The sequence below is a fragment of the Kitasatospora sp. NPDC051705 genome (assembly GCF_044453265.1).
GTDB lineage: Bacteria > Actinomycetota > Actinomycetes > Streptomycetales > Streptomycetaceae > Kitasatospora.
Map to the genome: position 1 here is coordinate 85,193 of NZ_JBITCO010000011.1, position 13,918 is coordinate 99,110.

The 13,918-nt window shown below is 74.5% G+C and carries 11 protein-coding genes; 4 read left to right on the plus strand and 7 right to left on the minus strand.

Annotated elements, in window-relative coordinates; translation table 11 throughout:
* Positions 1-3: 3 nt before the first annotated feature.
* The 3 genes from ACIA8Q_RS16555 to ACIA8Q_RS16565 are packed head-to-tail and all read right to left on the minus strand — an operon-like array spanning position 4 to position 4,405.
* A complete protein-coding gene (locus ACIA8Q_RS16555) occupies positions 4-1,062 on the minus strand; it encodes a MoxR family ATPase (protein ID WP_360210273.1) in 1,059 nt (352 codons plus the stop codon).
* A complete protein-coding gene (locus tag ACIA8Q_RS16560; RefSeq protein ID WP_396317351.1) occupies positions 1,059-3,179 on the minus strand; it encodes a hypothetical protein in 2,121 nt (706 codons plus the stop codon). The genes ACIA8Q_RS16555 and ACIA8Q_RS16560 overlap by 4 nt, the downstream gene beginning before the upstream one ends.
* Positions 3,176-4,405, minus strand: coding sequence for a hypothetical protein (locus tag ACIA8Q_RS16565; protein WP_360210277.1), 1,230 nt, complete (start codon positions 4,403-4,405; stop codon positions 3,176-3,178). Before ACIA8Q_RS16565 ends, ACIA8Q_RS16560 begins: the two co-directional genes overlap by 4 nt.
* 413 nt (positions 4,406-4,818) lie before the next feature.
* On the opposite strand from ACIA8Q_RS16565, the gene ACIA8Q_RS16570 reads away from it, so the two are divergent.
* The 3 genes from ACIA8Q_RS16570 (at position 4,819) to ACIA8Q_RS16580 (ending at position 7,967) form a co-directional block, all read left to right on the plus strand.
* The gene (locus ACIA8Q_RS16570) at positions 4,819-6,684 is read left to right on the plus strand and encodes an endonuclease/exonuclease/phosphatase family protein (RefSeq protein WP_396317352.1); all 1,866 of its coding nucleotides are present in this window, start codon (positions 4,819-4,821) and stop codon (positions 6,682-6,684) included.
* A 131-nt stretch (positions 6,685-6,815) separates the two neighbouring features.
* Positions 6,816-7,328 carry a GNAT family N-acetyltransferase gene (locus tag ACIA8Q_RS16575; RefSeq protein WP_360210281.1) on the plus strand — a complete coding sequence of 171 codons (513 nt, stop codon included), beginning with the start codon at positions 6,816-6,818 and terminating at the stop codon, positions 7,326-7,328.
* A gap of 63 nt (positions 7,329-7,391) precedes the next feature.
* Positions 7,392-7,967 carry a DinB family protein gene (locus tag ACIA8Q_RS16580; RefSeq protein WP_360210283.1) on the plus strand — a complete coding sequence of 192 codons (576 nt, stop codon included), beginning with the start codon at positions 7,392-7,394 and terminating at the stop codon, positions 7,965-7,967.
* Between the two features lie 74 nt (positions 7,968-8,041).
* Here ACIA8Q_RS16580 and ACIA8Q_RS16585 read toward each other — a convergent pair whose 3' ends face one another.
* Positions 8,042-9,277, minus strand: coding sequence for a GNAT family N-acetyltransferase (locus tag ACIA8Q_RS16585; protein WP_360210285.1), 1,236 nt, complete (start codon positions 9,275-9,277; stop codon positions 8,042-8,044).
* Positions 9,278-9,453: 176 nt separating this feature from the next.
* Positions 9,454-10,905, minus strand: coding sequence for an amidase (locus ACIA8Q_RS16590; protein ID WP_360210287.1), 1,452 nt, complete (start codon positions 10,903-10,905; stop codon positions 9,454-9,456).
* Between the two features lie 189 nt (positions 10,906-11,094).
* On the opposite strand from ACIA8Q_RS16590, the gene ACIA8Q_RS16595 reads away from it, so the two are divergent.
* The gene (locus ACIA8Q_RS16595) at positions 11,095-11,703 is read left to right on the plus strand and encodes a helix-turn-helix domain-containing protein (RefSeq protein WP_360210289.1); all 609 of its coding nucleotides are present in this window, start codon (positions 11,095-11,097) and stop codon (positions 11,701-11,703) included.
* 53 nt (positions 11,704-11,756) lie between these two features.
* Here ACIA8Q_RS16595 and ACIA8Q_RS16600 read toward each other — a convergent pair whose 3' ends face one another.
* Together ACIA8Q_RS16600 and ACIA8Q_RS16605 are read right to left on the minus strand one after the other, a co-directional pair.
* Complete coding sequence (locus tag ACIA8Q_RS16600; RefSeq protein ID WP_360210291.1) at positions 11,757-12,527, minus strand: hypothetical protein; 771 nt, start codon at positions 12,525-12,527, stop codon at positions 11,757-11,759.
* Positions 12,511-13,740: a hypothetical protein gene (locus ACIA8Q_RS16605; RefSeq protein ID WP_360210293.1), complete on the minus strand. Its 1,230-nt coding sequence runs from the start codon at positions 13,738-13,740 to the stop codon at positions 12,511-12,513. Before ACIA8Q_RS16605 ends, ACIA8Q_RS16600 begins: the two co-directional genes overlap by 17 nt.
* Positions 13,741-13,918 lie beyond the last annotated feature (178 nt).

The window sequence follows — 13,918 nt, forward strand, 5'->3', positions numbered from 1 at the left end:
CCGTCACGGCGTCACGGGCCCGTTCAGCCGCTGGAGCACGGTGTCGAGGAAGCGCGAGCGGTCCTCGGGGCTGGTCCAGGCGCCGCTGAGGCGGAGTTGGACGGCGTTGAGCAGCTGGTCGGTGGCGAGGTCGCCGCCGCGCCGCCGGGTGAGGAACTCCCGGACCAGGTCGGCGTGTTCCTGGCCCTCGGCCGGTGCCAGGCCGAGCCGTTCGCAGAGGATGCGGGTGAGCTTGTCCTCGTCCGGCGGCTCCAGGTGGAGCTGGATGCAGCGGCGCAGGAACGGCGGCGGGAAGTCCCGCTCGCCGTTGCTGGTGAAGAGGACGACCGGGAACGCGCGGCAGCGCACCCGCCCGTTCTCGACCAGCGCGGTGACCGTGGGGTCGTCGTGGGTGCCGACGCGTGCCCGCGGCCGGTCGGCGGCGACCCGGGCGAGCTCGGGGATCTCGAACGACCCCTCCTCGAGGACGGTGAGGAGGTCGCCCGGCAGGTCGATGTCGCTCTTGTCGATCTCGTCGACGAGCAGGACCCGTGGCGTGTCCGCCGGGAGGAGGGCCGTCCCCAGCGGGCCGAGGCGCAGGTACCGGGCGATGTCGCCCGCTCCGGGCGCGGTGGCGCCGCCCGGGTCCGGCGCCCGCTCCGGGCCGCCCGCGGCCAGGTGGCGCAGGTTGGCGTCGTGCAGCCGACCGATCGCGTCGTAGTGGTAGAGGCCGTCGCGCAGGCTGCTCCGGCTGGTCACCGGCCAGTGCAGGACGGGGCCGAGGCCCAGGTCGGCGGCGATGCTGTGCGCCAGCGTCGACTTGCCGACGCCCGGCTTCCCGGTGACCAGGAGCGGCCGGCGCAGGTAGAGCGCGGTGTTGACGGCCTCGGTCTCGGCGCGCTCCGGCACGTAGCCGGCCCCGCGGCGCACGGTGTCCCGCCAGGCCTCGCCCGTGGTGTCCGGCGGGGGCCGGTCGGGGTCGGGGACGCCGCTGTAGGTCCGCCACGGGGGCTGCCGCCCGGCCAGCCGGTCGAGCCTGTCCCGGGCCGTCCCCTCGCCCTGGTAGATCCACCAGTCGTTCACCGCTCGCTCGTCCTCTCGTCCGCGCGGGGCGTCACGCCCGCGAACCGCTGTTCGGGTATCCGGTCCGGGTCGTCCCACAGGAGGGCGAGCGGGCGGCCGTCCGGCCACCGGCGCCGCCTGCGGACGGTCAGGGGGAGCTCGCGGACGTCGCGGCAGGCCAGCGAGGTGCCGGTGTCGGTGGCGCCGCTGCCGGTGGCGGCTCCGGTGGTGGCGGGGCCGGTGGTGTCGGTGGCGGGGCCGGTGGTGGCGGGGCGGGCCGCCGGTCGCGGCCAGACGGCGATGGGCACCCCCGCGTCGAGGACGGCCTCCAGGGTGCCGTCGACGTACGGCTCGGAGACCTCGGCGAGCACGGCGACCGGCGACGACTCCTTCTGGAGGAGCAGTCCGAGCTCCTCGCAGACGTCCTGGTCGCGGACCCGGTGGACCGCGGCCGACTGCTCGCCGCCGTGGACCTTGAACCAGCGCCACTTCTGCCGCCACGACTCGGCGGAGGTCCCCACCCGCTCGTCCGGGCAGCGCAGGACGACCTCGTAGTGGTCGCCGAGTTCGCGGGCCGGCCGGCCGGGGCGGCCGAGCGGCAGTCGCCAGGACTCGAAGGCCTCGCCGAGCAGCGGATAGGGGACGTCGAACTCGATCCGGCCGAGCGGGGCGCCCGCCCGGCCCGGGGAGGCGATCAGCGATCGGAGCTGCTCGGTGAGGTGGTCGCGGACCTCCGCCAGGGGCAACGGGCGGTCGGACTCCCAGAGGCTGCGGAACCCGGCCGCGGCCTCGTGGAACCACATCCGGACCCAGTAGCGGTCACCGGCCAGGCTGTCCTCGGTCAGCTTCACGTGCAGCTCCGGCCCCTCGGTGGGCCGTGGCGGCGCGGGCGGGACCGCCGGGGTGCGCGTCCTCGTCACGGTGCCGTCGATCCAGGAGTCGGCGCGCCGGGCCCACGGCCGGTCGTCGCTCCAGGCCGCCAGGTGCCGGAGGAAGGCCGGCACCAGGTGCGGGCGGGCGGGGTTGCCGTGGCGTTGGTCGAGGTCGCGGACGATGTCGAGCAGCTGGGTGGAGGGCAGGGCCCGGGACGGCGGGGCGGCGCAGCCCCCGACCTCGAAGGCCCAGCGGTAGGCGTCGTAGGTGTGGTCGGGGAGCCGGCGCCCCGCGAGCAGGGCGCCGAGTCCGTTCCAGGCCTGCTGGTCGAGGCGGGCGGCCTCGGCGGACGGGCGGGGGGCCGTCCAGCGGTCGCCGAGGACCGGGGACCCGTCCCATCCGCGGTCGACCAGGAACTCGGGGTGCTGCCCGCCGGCGCCGGCCGCCCGGCTCAGCGCGAAGTCGGCCTGGACGGCGCGGGCGATGCCGGGCAGCCCGTGGACGACCTCGCCGAGGCCGCGGCCGGCGAACTTCCCGAGCAGGCTATCGGTGAACCGTCCGGCGCCCCGTTCGGCGTCGTTCCGCGCCTGCTCGGCGGCCCGGCTCGCGTACAGCACGAACTGGCGCCGGTCGGGGTCGGTGGTCGCGCCGCCGTACTCCGTGGTCCCGAAGGTGTACGCGGACAGCGGCCGTTCGTCGATCCGGCAGGCGTCGGCGATCGCGACCTGGTGGCGGAAGCGGCCCGGGGGCGCGCTGCCGGACCGCCACCAGCGGAGCGCGGAACCGAGGTTGAGGTGGCTCGTCCGCTGCTCGGTGGCGTCGGTGTAGGGGAGCATCAGCCGGTCCGTGCCGTCCAGGAACCCGTGGCCGGCCCAGTAGATCCACAGCAGGTCGCCGTCCCGGGCGGGGAGTTCACGGAAGAGCACGCGCAGGACGTTGGCCTCCGTGGCGGCCTCGACGGGGAGTGCGCCGTCTACGGGGTTCGGTGCCCCGGCGGGGTGCGCGCCGCCGGCGGGAAACGGCGCCCCGGCGGGGTACGCGCCTGCGGCGGGCGCGTGGCGGCCGGCCGGGGCCGACAGCAGCAGCCGGACGTTGGCGGCCGGCAGGCCAGCGCACCGGGTGAGCCAGTCGGCGATCCGGGCGGCGTCCCGCCCCGCGCCCGGAAGGTCCCAGTCGGGGCCGGTGTCATAGGTCTCGACGCCCACGACGAGGGCGTGCACCCGGTGCGGCGGGAACTCCGGCAGTGCGTCGAACGGTCCGGTCACCGCAGGGCCTTGGTCTCCTCGGCGATCCGGTCGTACACGTCGTCGATCTTCCAGTAGGCGCTGTGGCAGACCGGGAACGGCTGGCGGCTGTCGATCTCGTGGTCGACGACCTGGTCCGCCCCGGCGAAGACCGGCCGCGCCCGGAAGGCGAGCAGGTCGTTCCGGTCGAAGACGTTCAGCCAGCGGGGGAAGCCGGCCGGCAGGGGAGCGCCCGTGGGCAGCCCGGTGAGGGCGCCGAGCTCGTGCAGGAACGGGGCCTGCGAGCCGACCGTCACCAGCAGGCGGACGTCGCCCAGCGGCTTCCCGCGGAGGGCGGCGAGGGCGAGCAGGTCGACGAGGGCGACACCGCCCAGGCTGTGGCCGATCAGCACGGTGGGACCGTCGGAGGCGGTGACGTGCGCGGCCAGGGTGTCGCGCAGCGGTCCGCCCTTGGCCTGGTAGCGCAGGATGTCGCCCAGCACCGGGACGGAGCCCGCGGTGAGGCGGCCCCGGCCGTGGTCGAGCCACGGTTGCGGGGTCATCCGCAGCGCCGTCGCGCCGAGGAGCCTGGCCGCCCTGCCGACCACTCCGCGGCCGGTGCCGCCGAGGGCGCTCGTCAGGAGCTCGACGAGGCGGTCCCGCTCGGCTCCGGTGCAGAGGGTCGACTCCGCGTGCAGGGAGAGCAGTCGGGCGACGACGGCCCGGCCGGCGGCCGTGACCAGATCGCCGGCGGCGGCCGCGGTGGTGGCCTCGCACGCGCCCCGGAACTCCTCCGACGCGCCCACGGTGTCCAGTGCGGACGGGTACGAGCCGTCGAGGCCGGTGGCGTGCAGGAGCAGGGCGAGTTCGCTCCCGGCCTCCGGGTGCCGGGGGAGTGCGGCGAGCAGGTCGGCGGTCTGGAAGCCGGCCGCGCGGACGCCGGGCATCCCCCGGCCGGCCTGCTCCGGTCCGAGCGCGGCGATCAGGCGCAGCTCGTACAGCGGGTCGACGAGCAGCAACTGCCACTCGGCCGTCGCGCGGTCGGGCGGGGTGGCCGTGGTGCCCGGGTGTCCGGCCGGGCCGGACGGCGGGAAGCCGGGCACCGAGGCGCCGGCGTGGGCGAGGCTCGCCCCGTGTTCGTCGCCCCAGTAACAGGAGTCGACGGCCGCCGTCGGGAACCGCCGGCCCAGTCGCTCGGCGACGAGGCCGAACAGGAGGTCGTGGCGCTCGCGCCGGACGCCAGTGCCGTGAACGAAAACGAACCGCACGTGTGTCTTCCCCTCAGTTCCGCCCCCGGGGACCGAGGGTAGCGGCTCGGGGCGGGTGCTGATCGGTGGTCAGGAAATCCCGGCCGGCCGGTGGCCGGGGCCGGGCGGCCGGGGCCATCGCGGTGGCGTCCGGATCGTCACAGGAGGCCGGATTGTCCCGATCGGCCGCTGTGAGGAGTGCGAAAGTTCACCGTCAAGGTCTTGTCGCGTCATTTTCTACGCGCGTATCTTTGGGTCGCTGCGGGGGGCGGGTGACCGACTCCTGCTCTCTCTACGCGGGTAGCGCACGTTTTGCGCGCATCCGCCCGACCCTCCGTCACGAACCGGCGGCCCCACGCGCGCCGGCCCCCGTGCCACCCCCGACCGTCGCGCCGAACCCACATGCCGCGCGACGAGCTAGGAGTCATGCTCCGGTGACCACCGCCGCTCCCGCCCCCCGTCCCCGCCGGGCCCTGCTGCGCGCCGCGATCCTGCCGGCCGGTCTGGCCGCCTCGCTGGTGCTCGTCCCGCTCCCGGCCGCCTTCGCCGCCGGCCCGGCCGCGCCGACCGAGGCCGGGCCGCTGCGCATCCACGACGTCCAGGGCACCACCCGGATATCCCCGCAGGCCGGCAAGCCCGTCACCGGCGTGCCCGGCATCGTCACCGGCGTGCGCGCGTACGGCAGTTCCAAGGGCTTCTGGATCCAGGACCCGAACCCCGACGCCGACCCGGCCACCAGCGAGGGCGTCTTCGTCTTCACCGGCGGCAACCCGACCGTGAAGGTCGGCGACTCCGTCCTCGTCAGCGGCAAGGTCACCGAGTACTACCCGAGCTTCTCGGGCGGCTCGCAGTCCGTCACCGAGATCACCGGCCCCGCCGTCACCGTGGTCTCCTCCGGCAACCCGCTGCCGGCCCCGGTGGTCGTGGACACCCGCAACATCCCCGGCACCTACGCCCCCACGGCCGGCGCCGACGGCAGCATCGACCAGGTGGCGCTCAACCCGGAGAAGTACGCGCTGGACTTCTACGAGTCGCTCGAGGGCATGCTCGTCGAGGTCAAGGACGTCCGGGTCGTCCAGGCCACGGACAAGTACAACGAGCTGTGGGTCGCCGCCGACAAGCAGGACCAGCGCAGCAAGCGCGGCGGCGTGCTCTACGAGTCGTACGCCGAGCCCAACGTCGGCCGGCTGATGGTGCAGCAGCAGGCCGCCGTCTCCCAGCAGCCCTTCCCGGTCGCCAACGTGGGCGACGTGCTGACGGGCACCACCAGCGGCCCGCTGGACTACAACCAGTTCGGCGGCTACACCCTCGTCGCCGGCACGATGGGCGCGCTGCAGGACAACCACCTCCAGCGCGAGGTCACCGCGAAGGCGAGCGACCGCGAACTCACCCTCGCCACCTACAACGTGGAGAACCTGGCCCCCGGCAACCCGGACTCCAAGTTCGCCGAGCTCGCCCAGGGCGTCGTCACCAACCTGCGCTCGCCCGACGTCGTCGCCCTGGAGGAGATCCAGGACGACAACGGCAGCAAGAGCGACGGCACGGTCAACGCGAGCCAGACCGTCGCCAAGTTCATCGCCGCGATCAAGGCGGCCGGCGGCCCGGCCTACGACTGGCGCTCGATCGACCCGCAGGACGGCAAGGACGGCGGCGAGCCCGGCGGCAACATCCGTCAGGTCTTCCTCTTCAACCCGCAGCGGGTCTCCTTCACGGACATCGCCGGCGGCACCGCCACCACCGCCGTCGGCGTGGCCGGCACCGGCGCCGACACCGCGCTGACCGCCTCGCCCGGCCGGATCGAGCCGAACGACGAGGCGTGGACGAACAGCCGCAAGCCGCTGGTCGGGCAGTTCAGCTTCCGCGGCCAGAAGGTCTTCGTGATCGCCAACCACTTCAACAGCAAGGGCGGCGACCAGGGCATCGACAGCCGCTTCCAGGCCCCGGCCCGCAGCTCCGAGGTGCAGCGCGTCAAGCAGGCCACCATCGAGCAGGCCTTCGTCGCCAAGCTGCTGGCCGCCGACAAGGAAGCGCGCGTCGTCTCCCTCGGCGACTTCAACGACTACCAGTTCTCGCCCGCGCTGGCCGCCCTCACCAAGGACGGCGTGCTGCGCGACCTGGTCAACGAGCTGCCGGAGACCGAGCAGTACTCCTACGTCTACCAGGGCAACTCGCAGGTGCTCGACCACATCCTGGTCAGCCCCGAGGTCGGCTACGCCAAGTACGACGTGGTGCACATCAACGCCGAGTTCGCCGAGCAGGCGAGCGACCACGACCCGCAGGTGGTCCGCATCAAGCCCTGACCGGGCACCCCGCCCGGCCCGCCGTGACCGGGCACCCCTTCCCGGCAGGCCCGGGATGACCCCGGGCTATCCTGCCGTGGTCGGCGGCGACCACCGCCGACCACGGCAACGGGCCACGGGGGATCGAGCGGATGCGGTACCGGATCGAACGGATCGGGGTCGAGGACTGGCAGCGCCTGCGGGAGGTGCGGCTGGCCCAGCTGCTCGACTTCCCGATGGCCTTCGGCGAGACCCACGAGGCCGCCCTCTCGCTGGGCGAGGCCGACTGGCGGGCCCGCGCGGCGGGGCTGGCGCAACTGGACCGGGTCGGCCTGGTCGCGGTGGACACCGACGGCGCGTGGGTCGGCACGATGCTGGCCGTCCCCGAGGAGGATCAGCCCGCCACCGTCGTCCTGATCGGCGTCTGGACGGCGCCCGCGCACCGCGGCCGCGAGCACGGCGTCACCGACGCCCTCCTGGACGCGATCATCGACTGGGCCCGCACCGAGGGCGGCGCGAAGCGGATGCTGCTCGGCGTCCATGAGACGAACGACCGCGCCGCGGCCTTCTACCTGCGCCGCGGATTCACCCACACCGGTGGCGCGAAACCCTACACGCTGGACCCGCGGGCCCGGATCCTGGAGATGGTCCTCCCGCTGGACTGACCGCCGGCGGCCGCGCCGCGCCCCGGGAAGACCCGGTGGCGGACGCCGTGGGCACCGGCGATCATGGCGCGCATGAGCGACGACGCACCCGAGCGGTGGACCAGGGCGACGATCCACCCCGACATGTGGGCCGACCCGGACGACGACCCCCGCGACAACGGCGGGGCCGGTGAGATCGAAGGCGAAGCCGCCACCCTGCAGGGCTTCCTGACGAACTACCGGATCACCCTGCGGATGAAGTGCGAGGGCCTGGACGCGGAGCAGCTGGCCCGCCGGGCGGTGCCGCCGTCCACGATGTCCCTGCTCGGCCTGGTCCGCCACCTCGCCGAGGTGGAGCGGGACTGGCGGACCTGGCTGGACGACGCCGAGCCGCTGCCGAAGCTCTACGGCGCGCGTGACGCGGACTTCGACGGCGCGGTCGGCGACCGGGCCGTGGTCGACGCCGCGTTCGCCGACCTGGAGCGCGAACAGGCGGCGACCGACGCGGCGTTGGCCCCGTTCGACGACCTGGGTGCGCGACTGGTGAAGGACGGCATCGCGGTGCGCGAGCTGCTGGTGCACCGGATCGACGAGTACGCCCGCCACTGCGGCCACGCCGACCTGCTGCGCGAATGCGTCGACGGCCGCGTCGGCCAGTGAGACCGCCCGGCGGCCGCTGAGCCGTGAGGGCGGGCCCTGCCCCCACGGACCAGCGGCCCGCCCCGCCCGCGGTGTCAGAACCAGTGCAGGCAGTGCGGCGGGCGCTCGGCGCGGAAGAGGGCGTCGGCGAGGTCGGCGGCGCCCGGCCGGTGTTCGAGCACGTGCCCGGCGCGCACCAGGGTGCTGGGGGCGGTGCCGCCGAGGTAGACCGCGCCCAGGTCGCGGACGTCCAGGGACAGGTCGGGCTCGCGGTCGGTCGGCACGCACGTGGCCCGGCCGCCGCGGACGGTGAGCAGGTGGCGGCCGTGCTCGCCCAGGAACGGGTCGTCGACGTCGAGGACGAGCTCGCCGTCGGTCGGCCAGCCGCGGGCGGTCAGGGCGCGCGGCACGTCCAGCAGCCGCACCCAGAGCCAGTCGGTGTGCTTGCCCGGCTGGCCGGCGGCGTAGTCCGCGAGCTGCCAGCGCAGCGGGTGCGCGGGCGGGACGTGCTTGAACACGACCTCGGACACCAGGTCGTGCCCGAGCACGAACCGGGCCAGCGCCGTGTGGACGGCGTCGTCGGCGGCGATCGTCTCGTCGACCGTCAGGACGCGGCCGTCGCCGACCAGGTAGCTGGCGTAGCCGTCCGGGACGCCGTCCGCATCGCGGTGGACGGCGACGTGGCGCTTCGCCGGGGCGATCGGGGGCTTCCCCGCGCCCAGCTGCCACCAGCGGTGCGGCCGGGACAGCGCGCCGGGCTGCGCGCGGCGGTAGCGGTCGTACACCGCCTCCAGGACGTCCCCGCAGGCGGAGCGCGGCAGCACCTCGACGGATCCGGCGTCCGCGCCGCCCGCCGCGCCGCCGGCCCGGCCGCGCGCCCTGGACGGGGCGAGGACGGCCCGGTGGTGCGGCACCGTCAGCTGTTCCGTGTACGTCGCGCAGCCGTAGCCGAACCTGCCGTAGATGGTGGCCTCGGAGGCCGTCAGGACCGACAGGACCTCCCCGCGGGCCCGCAGGTCGGCGAGCTGGCGGCGCATCATCGCGGTGAGCACGCCGCGGCGCCGGTGCGAGGGCAGCACGCCGACGGCCGTCACCCCGGAGACGGGGACGATGGCGCCGCCGGGCAGGGTGAGTTCGAAGGAGTACGCGCCGGCGGTGGCGACGGGGCGACCGTCCGCCTCCACCGCGAACAGGCCGCGGTCCATCTCGTACGCCGCCCACCAGCCCCCGTGCCCGGGCTCGACGGGGGGCTCGGGGAAGAACCCGAACGCGGCGTGGAGCGTGTCGACGAAGACGTCGCGGTCCTGTTCGGTGGTGGGACGGATCTCCATCGCTGCGCTGTCTCCCCGGGGTGCCGGCACCACGACCTGTGGTGTCCCGCCACAGTGCACCGCCGCGGACCGGCCCGGTCAAACGGATTTCGGCCGTCGGTGCCGCGGTCGCCCCGGGGCCGCAGCCCCCCCGCCGTAGCCTCTGCGCCGTAGCCCCCCGCCCGCCGCCCGTGCGGTCAGGCGTCGTGGGCGGTGCCCGCCCACACGGCCGGGGTCCGCCCGGCCCAGGGGGCCACTCGTTCCAGCTGTCCGGCGAGCCGGAAGAGGAGGTCCTCGCGCCCGTACCCGGCGGCGAACTGGACGCCGAGCGGCAGGCCGGTGGCCGGGTCGCTCTCCAGGGGGACGGACATCGCGGGGGTGCCCGCGACGTTGAACGGGGCGGTGAAGGGCGAGCGGTGGAGGAGCTGCGCGGTCCAGCCGAGGCCGTCGGCCCCCTCGGCCCCGTCGGCGTAGGTGCCCAGGGGGACGGGCGGTTCGGGCAGGGTCGGGGTGAGCAGCAGGTCGTGGTCGGTGAAGCGGCGGCCGATCGCGCGCGCCACGTCGTTGCGCATCGCGAGCGCGCGGACGAACTCGGTGCCGCTGACCCGCCGGCCGAAGGCGTAGGCGGCCAGCATCTCGGGTTCCAGGGTGGTGGGGTCGACGGGCCGGTCGAAGGCCGCGGCGAAGTCGTCGATCCACGTCACCAGGTTGGTGCTCCAGAGCCGGGCGTTGGCCAGGACGAACTCCTCCCAGTCGACGCCGAGGTCGACCCTGACCTCCTCCACCCGGTGCCCCAGGGACTCGGCGAGCCGTGCCGAGCGCAGCGTGGCCTCGACGACGGCGCCGTCGACGGCGCGACCGCCCCAGGGCCGGGTGAGGAGGCCGATCCGCAGACTGCCAGGGTCGCGGGCGACCTCCTCGGCGTAGGGCCGTTCCGGCCGGGGCGCGGTGTACGGGTCACCGGCCTCGGGGCCGTGGACGAGGTCCAGCAGGGTGGCGCTGTCGCGCACCGAGCGGCTGAGGACGCCGTGGACGGCGAGCCCGTTGAAGACCTCGTCGGCGTCGGGGCCCATGGAGATCCGGCCGCGGGTGGGCTTCAGGCCGAACAGGCCGTTGGCGGCCGCGGGGACGCGGATGGAGCCCGCGGCGTCGGTGGCGTGGGCGATCGGGACGATGCCCGCGGCGACGGCGGCTCCCGAGCCGCCGCTGGAGCCGCCGGGGCTGCGGGTCGGGTCCCAGGGGTTGCGGGTGGGGCCGTACAGGACGCCTTCGGTGGTGGTGCTGTAGGCGAACTCGGGGGTGGCGGTGCGTCCGAGCGTCACCAGCCCGGCGCGGCGGAGGCGGGTCATCAGCGCGGAGTCGGCGGCGGCGACGTGGCCCGTGGCGATCCGGCTGCCCAGTTCCGTCCGCCTGCCGGCCATGGTGACGGCGAGGTCCTTGATCAGGAAGGGCACGCCGGCCAGTGGCGTGCTGCCCGGGGCCGGGGTGTCGTCCGCGGGCCAGGTCTCGACGACGGCGTTGATCAGCGGGTTCACCAGGTCGGCCGCCCGTTGTGCGGTGGCGGCGAGTTCGGCGGCGGTCACCTGGCCGCGGGCCACCAGGTCGGCCAGGCCGACGCCGTCGTGGGTCACGTACTCGGAGAGCTTCATTCGGGTCCGTTCGGGAGGGGGCGGTGCCGGGATCGGGGTCGGGTCGGGTCCGGCGGGATCGGGGACGAGACCGTTGGGTATCTCGCGATACCGATCGGTATCGCATGGGACTGGCCGGTACCGTAACATTGCCGCCGGGGCACCACAACGCCCCGCCCCACCGGACCGACGAGGGATCGAACGGCGAACATGGACAGGGCCGGCAGACAGAGCAGGGTGGCCAAACTGCCGCCCCGGGAGCGGATCCTCGACGCGGCGGAGGAGCTCTTCTCGCGCGAGGGGATCAGGGCGGTGGGCGTCCAGGCGATCGCCGACCGGGCCGAGACCACCAAGATGGCGCTCTACCGCCACTTCGCCACCAAGGACGCGCTGGTCGAGGAGTGGCTGCGGATCGTCGCGGCCGACTACACCGCCGCGTTCGACCGGCTGGCGCAGGCCCACCCCGACGACCCCCGGGCGCAGATCCTCGGACTGGTTCGGTTCATCGCCGACGGACTCCCCGGGATCTCCCACCGGGGCTGCCCGTTCATCAACTCCGTGGCGGAGCTGCCCGACCGCACCCACCCGGCGCGCCGGCTGATCGAGGCCCACAAGGTGCGTCAGCTGCGCCGGCTCACCGACCTGTGCGTCCGGGCCGGGCTGCCCGATCCGCAGGACACGGCGGCGGAGCTCACCTTCCTCCTCGAAGGGGCCCAGGTGAGCGTCCAGAACGGGAGCGTCGAGCGCGCGGGCGAGCGGCTGATGAGGATCGTCGAAGCCGTCCTGGACCGCCACCCGGCCCCCGGTCCCACCGGCTGAGGGGCGGGCCCCGGCGGCCCGGCCGGGCGAAACCGGCGGTCAGGGGCCGCAGTTCAGACGGGCGGCAGCAGATCGCTCCCGCTGACGGTGTACGTCAGCGGGGGGTAGACGAAGTCCGTCTCCTGGTTCTCGCGGCGCCGCAGCCGGTAGAACTCACGCTGCTGCTCCTCGTCGGCCTGAACGAGGCGCGCCCCCTGCGGGAGGTACGGATGCCCGTCCCGGAACCGCAGCGAGGTCCTCGAGGTCCGGAAGGTCACGCCCAGCCACTGGTTGTCCGCCGCCCCGGCGGGCGCGTCCAGGACGATCCGGTGCCTGAGCCGACGGTTCGCGTCGACGGAGAACGCGACGACACCGTGGTGGGTGAGCGGGACCTCGAACCTCTCGCCCCCGGGCCCCTTCGACTCGAAGACCAGCTTCCTCGGCGGGCCTGCGTCGGGGTGCCGGTAGCAGGAGAGGACGGCGACGAACGACCCGTCGGCCAGGTCGAGGGCCTGGTCGGAGTGGCCGCCCATGGTCCGGTAGGCGTTCGTGTAGCACTCGACGAGGGCGTTGTCGAAGTCCACCGGGAGGTCCGCGTGTTCCCGGATCCGCCGGGCCAGCCGCTCGTGCACCGCCCGGAACCGCTGCGCCGGGCGGACGTAGCGCGTGGTGGTGCGGACGAGCGGCACGCCGCCCGACTCGTCGACCCTGGTGAGCGTGGCGCCGCGCCGGCCCTTCCCCAGGTCCTCCAGCCGGGCCGACGCGGACAGCTCCGCGAAGAGGTCCTCCTCCGCGGGGAGCGTGCAGGAGAGGATCCCGTCCGGGAGGCTAGAGGTTGGGGGCACCGTAGTCTCCCGCGTTCATGCTGAAGAGGAACTCCCGGCCGTAGTCGACGAAGGCCGAGGTGCGGTTCTCCTCGGCGTACAGCCGGCGCAGCTCGTCCATTCCGGCCGGGGTGGACGGCTCCAGCGGCACCGGGCCCCCGGGCGTCTTGAGGAACGTCCGGCCGTCCCGGTGGACGGCTTCGGTGCTCGAACAGCGCACCACGTAGCCCAGGCGGGTCGGGAGCAGCTCGGCGTCCAGCGCCGAGGGCCGGATCTCGTGGGTGTACAGGCGGTTGGTGGACAGCGGCATGAAGAACACGGAGCCGGGGTGGAGGGTGAGGGTGAACTGCGGGGGGAGCGCGGGCCCGTCCGGCCCGCCGGCCTGCTCCTTGAGGCGGAAGTGGAGCCTGGTCAGCCCGCTGGTGCCCTTCACGCCGTGGTCGAAGGCGTCGTCGGGCAGGGGCTGCAGCCGGTCGAGCCGGTCGTAGAAGGTGCAGAAGGCCATGATGCCGTTGACGGGCATGTCCTTGGTCTTGTCGGCGTGGGACGAGATCCTGGCCTTGGACTGCCTGCGCTCCGCCGTGGCACGGGTGTTGTGGTAGATCTGCGCGAGGACGTGGTTCAGCGGTGCCTGGCCGCGGAAGACGTCGGCGGCCTCGCGGTTCAGCGCCTCCACGATGTGCGTGTCGGTCGGGCGGAAGTTCTCCGTCGGTCCGGAGAGGTTCGTGGAGCACCGGAGCAGCCGGAAGTGCAGTTCGTCCCGGTCCTGCGTGACGGGCGTCAGGTAGATCCCGCTGCGGTGGGCCGTTCCGGGCTTGGTGGACTCGGTCAGGGACTGGAACGCGTGCTCGGCACGGATCCGTCCGAAGTGGTCGGCGTCGGGCTCGAAGAAGCGCGGGTAGTACACGCCGATGCCGTGCACGCGGACGGGGACCCGGCCGAGGCCGACGGGCGTCCACGGTGCGTCGGCGTCCCCGCGGTAGCCGTGCGACAGCTCCCGGACGACGAACACCCGGGCGGCCGCGCGCAGTCGGTGACGGCTGGTTCCCGACACGTCGCCGCAGAGGTAGACGGTCCTCCCCGCGAGGTCGGCCGCGCCCGCGGCGAGCTCCTCCGGCGTGATCGTGGACCCGAAGAACCCCCTGAGCACCTCGTGGTCCTGCAGCTCCGGGGGCGCGACCAGGACGGTCCCCGAGTCCTCGATGCGGGCTTCCGCCGGCTCTGTCGTGTGCATCGAACGGTCCCTGTCGTGCGCGGGCGGTGTGGATCTCCCACGACCGCGGACATGGCAATGGCCCGCACTCCGCCCTTCACCCCGCGGGGCGTGGACGGCAGGAGACGGACCGTTGGACCCCGATGCTCTCACGGGCCCCGACGGCGGGCAACGGGGTTCCGCACCGGCGACCGCCGGG